The sequence below is a fragment of the Corallococcus sp. CA053C genome, from assembly GCF_003611675.1.
Lineage (GTDB): Bacteria > Myxococcota > Myxococcia > Myxococcales > Myxococcaceae > Corallococcus.
The window spans coordinates 1-13,651 of record NZ_RAWA01000265.1; the positions used below are offsets into that span (position 1 = coordinate 1).

The 13,651-nt window shown below is 67.0% G+C and carries 12 protein-coding genes; 6 read left to right on the plus strand and 6 right to left on the minus strand.

Annotated elements, in window-relative coordinates; translation table 11 throughout:
- Window positions 1-50: 50 nt before the first annotated feature.
- Both D7V97_RS28575 and D7V97_RS28580 read left to right on the plus strand, forming a co-directional pair.
- Window positions 51-1,046 (plus strand): tetratricopeptide repeat protein, encoded by a 996-nt coding sequence (locus tag D7V97_RS28575; RefSeq protein ID WP_120613807.1) that lies wholly within the window; start codon window positions 51-53, stop codon window positions 1,044-1,046.
- 306 nt (window positions 1,047-1,352) lie between these two features.
- Window positions 1,353-1,775: a hypothetical protein gene (locus tag D7V97_RS28580; protein ID WP_120613808.1), complete on the plus strand. Its 423-nt coding sequence runs from the start codon at window positions 1,353-1,355 to the stop codon at window positions 1,773-1,775.
- A gap of 72 nt (window positions 1,776-1,847) precedes the next feature.
- On the opposite strand, the gene D7V97_RS28585 is transcribed toward D7V97_RS28580, so the two are convergent.
- Entirely contained in the window at window positions 1,848-2,087 is a 240-nt protein-coding gene (locus D7V97_RS28585; protein WP_158623472.1) for a hypothetical protein, read from the minus strand.
- A gap of 712 nt (window positions 2,088-2,799) precedes the next feature.
- Between D7V97_RS28585 and D7V97_RS46810 the strand changes: the two genes are divergently transcribed.
- The 4 genes from D7V97_RS46810 (at window position 2,800) to D7V97_RS28610 (ending at window position 7,336) form a co-directional block, all read left to right on the plus strand.
- On the plus strand, window positions 2,800-2,976 hold the full coding sequence (locus tag D7V97_RS46810) for a transposase (RefSeq protein ID WP_120613810.1): 177 nt from the start codon (window positions 2,800-2,802) through the stop codon (window positions 2,974-2,976).
- A gap of 232 nt (window positions 2,977-3,208) precedes the next feature.
- The gene (locus D7V97_RS28595; RefSeq protein WP_147445011.1) at window positions 3,209-5,077 is read left to right on the plus strand and encodes a glycoside hydrolase; all 1,869 of its coding nucleotides are present in this window, start codon (window positions 3,209-3,211) and stop codon (window positions 5,075-5,077) included.
- 312 nt (window positions 5,078-5,389) lie between these two features.
- The gene (locus D7V97_RS28600) at window positions 5,390-6,385 is read left to right on the plus strand and encodes a hypothetical protein (protein WP_120613812.1); all 996 of its coding nucleotides are present in this window, start codon (window positions 5,390-5,392) and stop codon (window positions 6,383-6,385) included.
- Between the two features lie 45 nt (window positions 6,386-6,430).
- Window positions 6,431-7,336, plus strand: a complete 906-nt coding sequence (locus tag D7V97_RS28610; RefSeq protein ID WP_158623474.1) for a glycoside hydrolase family 25 protein — start codon at window positions 6,431-6,433, stop codon at window positions 7,334-7,336.
- Between the two features lie 100 nt (window positions 7,337-7,436).
- On the opposite strand, the gene D7V97_RS28615 is transcribed toward D7V97_RS28610, so the two are convergent.
- The 5 genes from D7V97_RS28615 to exoE all read right to left on the minus strand — a co-directional run bounded on the left by D7V97_RS28615 (window position 7,437) and on the right by exoE (window position 13,613).
- The gene (locus D7V97_RS28615; protein ID WP_120613814.1) at window positions 7,437-8,633 is read right to left on the minus strand and encodes a GNAT family N-acetyltransferase; all 1,197 of its coding nucleotides are present in this window, start codon (window positions 8,631-8,633) and stop codon (window positions 7,437-7,439) included.
- 95 nt (window positions 8,634-8,728) lie between these two features.
- Entirely contained in the window at window positions 8,729-9,907 is a 1,179-nt protein-coding gene (locus D7V97_RS28620) for a DegT/DnrJ/EryC1/StrS family aminotransferase (RefSeq protein WP_199728973.1), read from the minus strand.
- Window positions 9,895-11,013, minus strand: a complete 1,119-nt coding sequence (locus tag D7V97_RS28625) for a GNAT family N-acetyltransferase (RefSeq protein WP_120613818.1) — start codon at window positions 11,011-11,013, stop codon at window positions 9,895-9,897. The genes D7V97_RS28620 and D7V97_RS28625 overlap by 13 nt, the downstream gene beginning before the upstream one ends.
- Window positions 11,014-11,049: 36 nt before the next feature.
- Entirely contained in the window at window positions 11,050-12,129 is a 1,080-nt protein-coding gene (gene yvcK / locus D7V97_RS28630) for a gluconeogenesis factor YvcK family protein (protein ID WP_120613815.1), read from the minus strand.
- 116 nt (window positions 12,130-12,245) lie between these two features.
- Entirely contained in the window at window positions 12,246-13,613 is a 1,368-nt protein-coding gene (exoE, locus tag D7V97_RS28635; protein ID WP_120613816.1) for a polyisoprenyl-phosphate hexose-1-phosphate transferase ExoE, read from the minus strand.
- Window positions 13,614-13,651: the final 38 nt, after the last annotated feature.

Consider the following 13,651-nt stretch of genomic DNA (forward strand, 5'->3'; position numbering starts at 1 on the left):
ACGCCGACCCCTACCTCCAGGCCGTGCGCCGGGAGCTGGAGCGCTAAGCCATGCAGCCCGAGCCCACCAACTGGTTGCCCGGAATCATCGTCCTCTCGGTCGCCTTCGTGCTGGCGGCCGCGTGGCTCCTCTTCCAGCGTCGCAAGGGCGGCGCATCCCCTGCCCCTGGCGCCGTGGCGAAGGCGGACGGGACGGCGGAGGACCTGACGCAGCGGGCGCAGTCGCTCATCGAGCAGCTGCGCACGTTGGAGGCGGAGAAGCACCACTTCACGCCGGAGCACTACACGGCGGAGAAGTCGCGCCTGGAGCACGAGGCGGCGGCGGCGCTGCGAGCCCGGGACGAGCACCAGAAGCGTCAGGCGGCAGGCACGGTGCCGACGCCCGCGCGCAACGTGCCGACGCCCGCGCGCAACGTGCCGGCGCCCACGGGCTGGGCGGCGCGCAACCCGCAGATGGTGGGAGCGCTGTGGGGCGCGGGCGTGGTGGTCTTCTTCGGAGGGCTGGGCTACCTGCTGGTCTCCGAGCAGAAGCCGCGCGAGGAAGGCCAGATGGGCACGGGCGCGACGCCGCCGGGCATGGGCGCCCCGATGCAGCAGCAGGCGAGCGGCATGCCCCAGGGTGAGAACGACGAGATGGAGGAGGCGCGCAAGCGCTTCGAGTCGAACCCGAACGACGTGGAGGCCGCGTCGATGCTGAGCCACGAGCTCATCCGCCAGCAGGAGTTCGTGGAGGCGCTGAAGGTGACGCAGAAGGGGCTGGCCGTGGACCCCTTCAACGTGGAGCTCCGGGTGCACCGGGGCGTGCTGCGCGCGACGTCGCAGGGCGACCTGCCCGGCGCTGAAGAGGAGTTGGTGGAGCTGGTGAACACGTGGCCGGACGCGCAGGAGGCGCTCATCTTCCTGGGCAGCCTGGCGCTGCGCCGCGGAGACAAGGCTGGAGCGCTGGCGCACTTCGAGCGTTTCACCGTGGAAGTGCCCAAGAACATGCAGCCCCCGCAGCTCGCCCCCGCCGTCGCCCAGCTCCGCGCGGAAGTGGGCCAGCAGTAGCCGTTGGCAGCAAGGGGCCGGTGTTCCCGGCCCCGCGGTGTGTCACCCCTGGAGGTGGGCCATGGGTGGCGCTTCCAGGAACAGGTGAAGCGGCGTGGCAAAGGGCCCGGTGGTTGGAGGGCCTCCTGTCTCCACGTCGACATCGCCTCGACCGAACAGGCGCAGAGCCTCTCCGCGAGCTGCGCCAATCAGGCCGCCAAGGCAACGTTCTCCACGGCAACACCCGCGACCCCCATTGGCATTGCCTGCGAAGAGTTCAAGCAGTTCTAGGACCTGACGCTCAACCGAGCCATCGCGTGAGCCCACGTGACGGTTCAGGACTCCTGGCCGTCACGGGAGGATGAGCACCAGGAGCCTGGCCCTGAAGCGCATCGGCGTCGGTCCCTCTGGAACCAGAAGCTCCAGGAACGGCAGTCCTGGGACGCGCTGCTCGACCAGATGGAAGCGGCATTTCCGCACGACACCGTCGCGGACATCACCGCGACGCTCGATGCCTGTTTCCGTTGTGCCGTGTATCCGCGGAACGCTCCGGGAGCACCCGCCTCAAGATGGGTCACGGTTGGCTGCGCCAGTATCATCGCGCCCGTCTTCACGGTGTTCCGCCTTCAATTCGAATACGGAGCGGAGCGGAGCCTCCGGCAGCTCGATCTGGAGCCGCCCTTGAGCACGGAGCCTGGACGAACACTCTCCCTCGACGCACTCCACAACCCGAAGTCCGACAGCCTGTGATTCACGCATCACCCAAAGCACAGAACACAAGCAAGCCAAACCCAGGCAAAATCTCCACAACCCTTGCCTTGATCAACGCAGCCAGAGAAGCATGGATGCGACGCGCAGGACGGCGAGGTCGCTGGTCGCCGCCTTGTCGTAGCGGGTGACGACAGCCCGAAAGCGCTTGAGGTCGTGGAAGAAGCACTCGACGCGCTTCGACGACGTCGACGGGTTCAACGACAAGCCGTTCCTGGGCGTGTCGCCCCACGGCAGACGGTACTGGCCGCCGAGGTCCAGCTCCTCGCGCTGCGGGTTCCAGTGGAAGCGCATGTCGTGGTGCACGTTTCTGCCCGCGCTGTTCTTGTGTGTCACGTGGGCGCTGAAGTGCGTCACCCGCGCGCCGCCGGGGGTGCAGGTCCATCTCCAACACCGGGGGCGGAGCCCAAGAAGGAGCGGACGCTCCGAGTGGACTGGGCCGGGAGGGTGCGCCCCATCTCTTTTGTGTGCATGCATTTATCCTCATGCGCACGAAAACCCTCTACACAGACACGTATGCGCATGTGCTGTTTGTGTGCCACGTCCTCGTGAAGCCAAGGGCCACCACTCATACATTTCACAGTAATTCCGATTAGTCATTGTCCGGGGTGCACGGTGCCATGGATCCATGCAGGTGTTCGAACCCTGGAGTAGAGGCGTGCCTTCCGTCTGACACGGTGGATTATTCCAGTTCAATCCGGACTATCGCTGGGCGCTACCCCGTCGTCACTTGCATTGGCTTTTACTCCTTGCTACAGATTGACTCACAGTAAGGATTGATTCACGGGGAGGCGATATGAATAAAGTTTGCGCGTCATTGGAGCAACCCAGGTTCATGGGTTGCGCTCCTCGCGCCTCGCTCCTCGTGGCTTGCGATTCCGCGGCCAGGCCCTTCCCGGACAGCCAGGCCGTGGATTCACGGCAGGATGAGCTCCATGGCAATCCCGCCGGTTACTGGCCCTTGAACGCGGCGGGCTTCACCGTGGATTAGAGCGGCCCGCGATCCATCGGCACCCGGCACCGGGTGTTCCCGGTGGACGCCTTCCTGCGGCGGCTGACCGCGCTGGTACCTCCGCCCGGCAGCAACCTTGTCCGCTTCCATGGCCTCTTTCCCCCGGGCACGGCGCTGCGGAGGTGCGGAGGAAGCAGCGCGCTGCGCGGTGGGACCGGGCGACGCGGCTGAAGCGCAGTTTCGACTTCGACGTCCACACCTGTCCTGGCTGCGGCTGGCGCCGGACAGGCAAGGAGTGCGCGCAGGCCAGCGGCGGGGGCCGCGCAGGACGCCGATACGTCATGTCGCAAACATAGTCATTCAAGAATTTCAGCAGGCTGTGCCTGCTGAGACGGCGACGTCGTTCCTTGAAAGGCGACGTCGTTCACCGGCGCGATGCGCCATTCCAAGCAAGGAGAACACCATGGCAGATGGCACTGGCATCATAGCAGCCTTTTCACCCGCAACAGACGGCAAGAGCCTGAGTATCAACGTTGCAGAAAAGACAGGAACTTCATCACTGGCCTGGCAACAAGGATGGACGGCGTTTGAGGTCAACAGTATTGCGAAAAATCCGCCAGCGGTAGCGTCATGCAACGGCCAGACCTACGTGTTCTACCCAAGCACGCCCGCGGACACCCAATACCTGTTCTACAACACCTGGAATGGGACCACGTGGTCGGGTCAGACGGAATTGAACGTCGCTGAAACCGCCACCGGTGCCGGTGCGGCGACCTTCAATGGTCAGGTGTATGTTTTCTGGCAGGGCGTGCAACTGCAAGTCTCGGGGGCCTTCGAGCCGAGTGGCTCGCTGTTCTACAGCATCATGGGCCAAAGCTTTTACTGGCAGGTCGGCTCAGGGCCGGTCATGTCCGACTGCCCCTCCGCGGTGGTCTTCAACGGTGAGCTCTATGTCTTCTACCAGGGGACCGATAACGACGGGGGCCTCTGGTATACGAAGTCGAGCGACGGAAGCGTTGGCTCTTGGAGCAGCAGCACCCAGGTACCCAACGTCGGGATGTCGACATCCCCCGCGACCGCGGTGTTCACCAATCCTTCCACCGGCCAGGACGAACTCTATGTCTTTCACCAAGGGGGATCGACTGATGGCCAGCTCTGGTACAACGTCCTGGATACGGCGGGAAACTGGGCCGGCGACAAGCAGATAACGAGCGTGTCCATGTCCAATGTGCCGGGCGCCACCGTCGTGGACGGCATCCTCTACGTGCTCTACGAGGGGGGCGGGAATGACGACCTGTTCTATTACATCAGCTCATCGGACGGAAGCACCTGGAGCACCCCGATTTGGGTCAAGGGCACAGCGCTATCAGTCGCTCCGTCCCTGGCTGTGCTGAACTCCCAGCTCTATTGCATGATGCAGGGGCCCGGAAACGACAGCCAACTCTTCTATGCTCCGATCTCGCCGCAAAGTTCCGGCGGGAATCTGAGCGGACCGTATATGAGCGCGGCTCCGTACACGCTCTCTGAGTCACCGGGCCTCCTGACCTACAACAATCAGATCGATTGCTTCTTCCAAGGGGCAAGCAATTCCGGGTGCCTGTGGTGCGCCACGTACGACCAGAACGGCTGGGCTCCGACGGTACCGCTGCTGCCCGATGGCGGTATGACTGGCTCACCCAGCGCCGTCGCATTCAACAATTCGCTCTATGTGTTCTACCAGAAGCCTGGCAATGCACTTTGCTACTGCCAATCCACCGATGGTGGAGCAAGCTGGGCGGACTCGGGCCCGATCCCCAATAGAGCCCTGTGGAGCTCACCAGCGGCAACGGTTCTGGGCGATAACCTCTACGTCTTTCATGCGGCTGCGAACAACAACGACAAGCTGTACTGCTCGGTGCTCAACGCCAGTTCTGGATGGGGCTCAGATACCGAAGTGAACATCACCGCCCTGACGAGTCTGTATGGGACGTACAGCACATATACCTCGCCAGCGGCGTGCACGTACGGAGGCAACGTCTACGTGGCGTACACCACCGGAAACTATATTTGCATGGTGGCATACGCACCCAGCACGACCGAATACGTCATCGACGTTGGCAGCTCTCCGACAAACATCGCCTTTGTTTCGTATGACAACGGCAGCGGGACTCAACTCTACTGCTTCTACCAGAGTGGCACGAGCGGGGACCTGTTCTACATTTCGTCATCCGATCCGCTTTACAACCAGTGGTCTGCACCTGTCGAGATCAGCAACCTCCCACCTACCTCCAGCCCGCCTGGCATCTTCACAGAGGCTCTCAGTGTGGGCACTGCTTGCCTGGAGATGTTCTGACAGGAGAGGGCCATCCTCGAGGTGAGTCGCTACATCGGACGTGTTGACCACCTCATCGGCAGTCATTTGTGGGTGCTGTAAGGCGCAGCTGGGGTGCGCGTGCTCGACGTCGGGAAGTCGAGGGTCGCGGACGTTGCAATCCAGTTCGGGCGGCATGGCGAGTCCGGTGCGGATTCGCAATGCCGCCCACCTGCGGTGCACGCTCGTGGACGAGCTCCGGGCCTGGTGCGCACCGCCGCGCACCAGAATTGTCACTTCGTGGCGCTCCCGGGGGTTTTCTGCCGTGGCGGGAAGGGGTGCACGAGGTGCCACATGCCCGGTCTCAAGCTGCGCCCATCTCTCTGGTTGCTGTTCGTGGTCGCCTCTTCGGCGATGGGCGGCGCCTGGCTGTATCACTGCTACCGGGACTCGGACTGGGAGCGCCGTGAGGCGGAGTATCAGCGGCAGCTCAGCGGCCACCTCACCGCGCGTGAGCAGGAAATCGAGACGCTGAACACCCGGCTCGGGACGGCGCACTCGCAGCTCGTCACCCAGGCGGACCTGGATGGGAAGTACCGCGAGCTGCTCACGTCGCGGGACGCGGACTTCGAGAAGTTCAGCAAGGAGCATGCGCTCAGACTGAAGAGCCTCTCCACCGCCATCTTCGACCTCCAAGAGAAGGTCCAGGGCGGCACCGAATCAGCCCACGTGGTGTCGTCCGCTCCAGCGCAGCCAGGTCACGGCGCGGCGCCAGCAGGCCCGCCCGTCATCGCCTACGAGTACGTGGACAAGGAAGGCCGCTTCCAGCTCTCGGACCCCAACATCTGGGTTGAGGGCGACGAGGTTCTCCGAATCAAGCAGCTCTTCCGCGTGCAGGGCACCGTGCTGCGCCAGGAGGACGGCTCGCTGAGGAGCGAGCGCATCCTGCTCCAGGAGGTCTCACGGGAGGCGCAAGGCAAGTACCGGGAGCTGGCGGTAGCGCAGTTGGTGGACGCGAACTTCACCTACGCCAATCCGCCTGTGGATGCACCGCCGCCTGGCCGGGGCGTGTCATACATGGCAACCGTGGGGACGTCCTTCCGCTCCGCGGGGATGTTGCGCTTTGGCGCCGCTGTGCGCTTGCTGCGCCTGAGCCACGCGGGATTCGCGGGCGGGCTCACCTCCGACCTCAAGTCCCTGGAGGGCAGCGGCGCAGACGCCTTCCTCACCTACACACCCACCCTTGGCGGGCGGGAGCTGGGCTTGATGCTGGGCGGTGGCGTCCACCTGCCAGTGGGCGGCAAGACGCGAGTGCGTCCCAACCTGACCCTCAACTTCGTCGTCTACTGATGATTCAAAAAGGATGGTGTGGCGATGTCACCCTTGATTCATGGGATGAGGCCTTCGGCCGTGTTGGGCTCCGTGGTGCTGTCCCTGGCCTGTGCGACCACTGGCACCACGCTGACAGCGCCAGCGGCACCTGCGGCGGCGGAGTTGGCCAGCCCGGAGGAGGCGGCTTCCGCGCCCTCCCCGGCTCCGGCTCCGGCTCCGGCTCCGGCTCCGGCTCCCGCTGACGTGCCTGAACCCGCGTCCCCGCCGGCCACCGTTCAGGTGGCTGTGACGGGCACGGCCAGGGCCACCGTGAAGCCGGCCATCGCCGAGGCTCCGGGCAAGACCCGGTTGCAGGGCATCGACATCTCCCACTACCAGCCGTCCGTGAAATGGGAGTCCATCAACAAGGCCTCCGCCGCGTTCGTCTTCATCAAAGCGACGGAGGCAACGAGCGAGGACACGCACTTCGAGAGTTACTGGCGTGGCGCGAAGAAGGCGGGCATCCCGCGCGGCGCCTACCACTTCTTCCACCCGAACATTGACGTGCAGGCGCAGGTGGAGAGCTTCACGAAGCGCGTGCGTCCCGACCCCGGCGAGCTGCCCGTGGTGGTGGACGTCGAAGAGTACAAAGCGCTGTACGCAGGCCTCAGCTGCGAGCAGGCCGCGAGCAAGCTCCGGGCCTTCTCGGAGGGAGTGGAGAAGGCGCTGGGCCACAAGCCCATCATCTATACGAACCACGAGACGTGGCAGCAGAGCTTCTGCAGCCACCCCTACTTCCGCGATCACATGCTCTGGCTCGCGAAGTACACGCGGAGCACGTCCGAGCCGAAGCCCCCGACGGGTTGGAAACAGTGGCAGTTCTGGCAGTACACCGGCAGCGGGGAGGTGACGGGCATCCCGGGGACCGTGGACCAGAGCTACTTCAACGGCTCCGCGGAGGAGCTGAAGGCCCTCTTGAAGATGGAGTAGCCCGGTGAGCCTCCCGGAGCCTGTGACAAGCGGGTGAGCACGCCCGGCGGGGAGCGCCCGCCATGGCTCAACCAGGGAGAGTTGGAGGTTTCCCTCGCACTTAGTGCACCGCCGCCTTGCGGCGGCGCAGCCGGCGGACCTTCTCCACCAGCTCATCCGACAGCACGCGCTTCACCGCGTTGCGCGTCTGCCGCGCCAGCTCCTCGGAGCGGGTGAACCACGCGCCGCCCATGCCCGCGCCGTGCACGCGCAGCGACACCGTCTGGCGTTGCTTCGTCACCCAGTCGGCCTTGTAGGACTCCGTGCCTCGCAGGAAGTCGTACTCCGTCAGGCCCATCTCGATGGCGTCCTTGAACGTCTCGCCCACCAGCACCAGGCCCACGCTGCGGTTGCGCCACGCCGGGTCGTACCCGGACTGGAAGTACACGAACGAGCTGCCGTGCACGATGCCGTACACGGACGCCACCGCCTGGCCTCCCACCTTCATCGTGTACATCCGCAGCCGGCCCCGCTCCGCCAACAACTGCGTCGCATCCCGGTGGAACGCCTCCACCCCTGCGCCCTTGATGCCCTGCGACCCTCCATCCGAGGACCAGCGCAGCGCATGCAACCGGAAGAAGTCCGTCATCGGCCCGGCCAGCGCCCCCGGCGCCTCCGTGCGCTCGATGCGATAGCCGTCCTGCTTCTCCAACCACTTGCGCCGGCGCAGGTAGTTGTCCCGGCGGCCCGTGCGCTTCAGGAACGCGTCGAACGGCTCGCCCGGCACCAGCGTCTCGTACGGGCACACGTAGCGCTCCGTCTGGCGCACCTCGCCGAACACCTCGCGCGCCACGCCCAGCGTCACCGAGCCCTCGCGCAGGTCCGTCAAATCCAACACGTCCCACTCGTCGCGCAGCCCGTTGAGCACCTGGAAGAACGCGCGGCCCACCTCCGCCTCGCGGCCCTTGCGCGCCACCACGTCCAGGTAGTCGCTGCCCACGTGCGTCTCACCCAGGAACCCCAGGCGCCGCACACGCACGCCGTTCACCCAGCGGTGCTCCAGCCCCAATGGCAGCAGGCCCACCAGCGTGCCCAGCCGGTCCCGCGCCGTCAGCACCAGCGGCCTGACATCCGGCGAGATGCGCCGACACCACGGGTACAGCCACTCCCAGGCGTTGAAGGGGCCGGCGGTGCTCGCGTCCAACAGCGCGTCCCACTCCGCCCGCATCCCCGACATCTCGGAAGCACTGCCCACCGCGGCCACGTCCAACCGCGGCGCGACCTGCGGACCGGACCTCAACTCATCTTCGCGGATCACCGCCTCACCCTGATGCCTTTCCCGAAGCACTGCCCCCTGGCTCCCGTCTGCCATTGCGTCCGCCATTGCATCCTGGAAGCCAGTCCCCATCCCACTCACCCGGTGCGCTGGCTGGGCCGGCGCTCCGCCTTCAGTGCATCCCTCACCGCATCCGCCACCTGGGCCATCACCTCCGGCGTCAGGTCCTGGTGGCAGGGAATCTCAAGAATCGTGCGCCGCAGCTGGGCCACTTCCGGGAACTCCGACGGATCACACGCCGGATGGAAGCGCTTCCAGAAGTCGATGGCGTCGATGCCCCGCTCGCGAAGCCTCGCCAGCAGCGCTTCCTTGTCCTGCACCACCATCGGGTAGAACAGCGGGCTCACCCCCGCCGGCAGCTGGTTGAACAGCGGCGGCGACACATCCCGCAGCCGGCCCAACAGGAAGAAGTAGTTGCGCCTGCGCGCCTCGACGATGGCCTCCAGGTCCTGCGCCAGGGCAATCCGCTTCGTCAGCGGGCTCATGCCCAGGTCCACGTGCCGCCGGTCGAAGTGCTGCGTGCCCGTGGCCACCCGTTCGATGCTCGCGGCCTTCACCGTGCCGTGGCCCACCGAACGCACCAGGCCGCGCAGGGCCCGGCCCGCCGCCCCGCCCCGCAGCTCCAGGTTCTGCAGGAGCGCGGACACGGTGTGGCTGAAGGTGGACGCCAGCGGCGGCGCCGGGGGCTCCGGCAGGCTGTACTGCCGGGGGCCGTTGACGACCAGCGCGCCCCCATTGGGCACCGGCAGCGTCTTGTAGAGACAGAAGATGCCCACGTCACCCGTGGTGCCCAGCGGCCTCGAGCCGTCCGACGACAGCAGCGACAGCGCGCAGTCCTCGATGAGCGGCAGCCCGTGCTCGTCCGCCAGCTTGCGCATGGCGTCCACCGGCCCCGGGAAGCCCGCGTAGTGGATGAGGTAGAGCGCCTTCGTCTTCGGCCCGATGCGCTTCGCCACGTCCGCCACGTCCACGTCCCAGCGGGCGCCCACGCGGTAGAAGCGCGGCGTCGCGCCCGCGTCCACCACCGCCTCCACCTCCACGCCGTGGTGGTAGGCGGGCATCAGCACCTCGCCACCATCCAGGCGCAGCATCTTCATCGTCAGCCAGACGGCGTTGCGCGCGAAGTAGAAGTAGCGCGCGTTGGGCGACGAGAACGGCGGCAGCGAACCGGGACGCGCGCCGGACAGCAGCATTCCCGGCCACAGCGTGGGCAGGGACGGAACGAACAGCTTGTCGGACGTCTTCACCGCTTCCATCGCGCCACCACCTCTTTCGCCGCCGGCAACCACCGGAACTTCGCCGCGCACAGGGCCCGGCCGAAGGCGGTGTCATTGAACACGTAGAGCCAGGTGTGCTTGCGGACGCGGTCCGTCCAGTCGCGCTTCCACACCATGTCCGGCCCCAGGAAATCGAACTCGGTGAGCCCCCGGTCCAGGCAGTCCCCCAGCACCTCCTCCATCAGGAGCTGGCCGGGGCTGCACTCCTTGAGGCTCTCGTCGTAGCCGGGCTTCAAGAGGAAGTAGCGCTCGCCGTATTCCAGGCCGTACTGGAACGCCACCGCGCGCCCGTCCAGCCGCAGGTAGTACAGCGCCAGCCGCCCCCGGTAGGCGGAATCCCGCGCCAGCTCCGTGTAGAAGCCCCGCGTCTTCCCGTCCTGCGCCATGGCCGTGCCGCGCTGGCCCTTCCAGCCGCTCTGCTCCAAGAGCAGCCCCTCCTCCAGCGAGCCCTCCAGGTCCAGGCCGCCCGACACGCGCTCGAAGGTGACCTTCCCCTTCTCCTCCAGCTTGCGGCGGCGGCGGCGGCAGTTGGCCTTGAACTTGGACGGCAGCGACGCGAAGTACGCGTCCTTCTTCACGGGCAGCGGCACGTAGGGCGACTGCAGGGACTCCCACTCGCCCACCGGCATGTGGAGGCGCCTGGCCTCCTCCAGCAGGTGGAAGCCCGCCCCGCCGTCCGGCACGTCCGTCAATCGCAGCACGTCCCAGCCGCCCGTGCGCTTCAGGTGTGCAAGGAATGCGTCCGCGGCGACTTCGGGGTCCTTCGCCACCACGTCGAAGCGGCAGGAGTGCGCGTTGGCGGCGGAGGTGAGCTGCCGCACGGGCACGCCGTACATCGACGTGCGCTCCTCCACCAGCGGCAGCGCGGCGCTCAGCGTCCCGTCCGGGCCCCTCAGCAGCAACACCCGCATGCGCGAGGTCGCCGCGAAGTTGTCCAACCACAGGCGCAGGAACTCATGCCGGTAGAACAGCTCGTTGGAGGTGGCCTCCACCAGCTGATTCCACTCGGCTTCCAGGGACATGAAGGCCGCCCGGTCGTTGACTTCCACGACGTGCGGGTCGGCACGGAGGTTTCTGGCTTCCATGATCGCGGGCACCAAGGTGGTGACGGGCACGGGCGGCTACAAGCCGCTGCGGGCCATCTTCAGCAGGCAGGCAGCGACCTTGCGGCTGTCATGTCGGATCTTGGACCCATCCTTGAGCAGGTCCGCCTGCACCGGGATGACACCGGACGACAGCAGCTCCCGCGTCTCCGCCGTCACCACGAAGGAGCCCTTGCGCGCATAGCGCTGGATGGACTCCTCGGTGGGCTGCCGGCCATTGACGAGCACCGCGTCCAGCACCGGTCCCACGTGCTCGATGACGGCCTGCACGTGGTCCAGGCAGTTCATCCCGTCCGTCTCACCCGGCTGCGTCATGAGATTGGCGACCATGACCTTCAGCGCGCGCGTCTCCTTGAGCGCCTGGGCCACGCCGTCCACCAGCAGGTTCGGCAGCACGCTCGAGTACAGCGAGCCCGGTCCAATCGCGATCAGGTCCGCCGAGTAGATGGCCTCCAGCAGGCCGTCCACCGGGGGCGGCGAGCGGGGGCTCAGGGACACGCGGCGCACGCGGCCGTGGGCGCGGCAGATGTTGCGCTCGCCCACCACCTCCGTGTCGTCGTGCATCTGCGCCACCAGCTGCACCGACGCGAGCGTGCTCGGCAGCACCTGGCCCTGCGCGCCCAGCAGCTCCCCGGACAGGCGCACCGCCTCCAGGAAGTCACCCTTCAGCTCCGCGAGCGCCGCGATGAGCAGGTTGCCCACCGCGTGGCCGGCCAGGCCCTTGGCGCCACCGAAGCGGTACTGGAACACGTCCTTCAGGGCGCTCTTGCCTCCCGCGAGCGCCACCAGGCAGTTGCGGATGTCACCGGGGGGCAGCGCGCCGTGCAGGCGGCGCAGGCGGCCGGAGCTGCCGCCGTCGTCGCTCATCGCCACGACCGCGGTGATGTCCACGCCGGGCTGACTGCCCTTGGGCGTCGCGCGGCGGGCCAGCCCGCGGAGCACCATGGGGAGGCCCGTGCCGCCGCCCATGGCGACGATGCGCGTCGGGCGGTCCTTCGGGGCCTGCAGCAGCTCGTTGCGTTCGGCGTTCTGCTGCTTGCGCGCGTCGTCCTGGTTCCACGACTCCGCGAACGGCGCATCCACATCCATGCCCACCATGTTCCGACCCCCTCGCCCAACCCAATCCATGGCCCACCCTTGAGGGTCCCGGCCTCCCCCGACAACCGGAGGCCGCGGACCGTTGCTTCAATCCAATCAATGACAACCGGAACCGACTACCGGGCGCCCCGCCCCAACAACACGTGGCGCACCGTGTGGAAGATAATGCCGACATCCAGGAACAGCGACCCGTTCTTCACGTAGTAGAGGTCGAACTCCAGCTTGTTGCGCGCGTCCTCCACCGACGCTCCGTAGGGGTAGCGGATCTGCGCCCAGCCCGTGATGCCCGGCTTCACGGCCTCCCGCACGCCGTAGAACGGAATCTGCTGCTTGAGCTGCTCGGTGAACACCGGGCGCTCGGGGCGGGGCCCCACGAAGCTCATGTGGCCCAGCAGCACGTTGAACACCTGGGGAATCTCGTCGATGCGCGTGCGGCGGATGAACCGGCCCACCCGCGTGACGCGGTCGTCGTTGGAGCGCGCCCACACCGCGCCGTTCTTCTCCGCATCCGTGCGCATGCTGCGGAACTTCCACAAGGGATACGCCTTGCCCCCCAGCCCCACGCGGTCCTGCCGGTAGAAGACGGGGCCCTTCGAGTCCAGCTTGATGGCCAGCGACACCAGCACCAGGAAGGGCGAGGCCAGCAGCAGCAGGAGCGACGCCACCGCCAGGTCGAACACGCGCTTGAGCGCCCGGCGCAGCGGCGACACCGTCATCTCATCCGCGAAGGCGAAGTCGCTGGCGCGGAGGAACTGCACCGGGATGCGGCGCAGCACGCGCTCGCAGAAGCCGGCCGCTTCGTACACCCGCCGCCCCTCCAGCCGGCAGCGCAACAGCGACTCCACCCAGTTGGCGCCGCGCATGTCGTCCGCGGCCTGCACCACGTAGGCGGCATTGAGCCGCGCCGCCATCGCATCCAGCGGCTCGTCCACCTGACGCGGATCCACCAGGGCCACCACGCGGAAGGAACCCTCGCCACCGGCCTCGATGGCGCTCGCCACCGCGCGGGCCTTGCGGCCGTCACCGACGATGAGGACCGCGTCGGGCTCGCCCACCAGGGCGCGGATGGAGACCCGCACCGCCAGCGTGCCGGCCAGGGCGCCCATCGCGCCACCCAGGAGCGTCCCGGGAGGCAGCGTCACCGGCAGGGCCAGCGGAAGGATCAGCATCACCCCACCCGCCACCATCGCGGTGACGCCCGCGGCCTTGAGGAAGCGGTAGCCGCGGGTCCGGTCCTCCGCGGCGACGCGAAGGTCATACAGGTCCAACAGGTACAGCGTGAACTGGAAGGTGACGACGAAGGCCAGCCCCAGCCCCACCAGCGTCGGCCACAGCGTGGCGAGCGGCGGCCAGGTGCCCGGAGGCGCGAAGAGGGCCGCGCAGGCCGCGGCACCCGCGACACAGGCCAGCGCGATCGCCGAGCTCTCGGCGAGGAAGAACGTCAACTTCTTGGCTGAAAAGTAGTGATGAAAAACGCGAAGCACGTGACTCCTCCAACCCCAACCCGCCGCCGCTCCAGGCC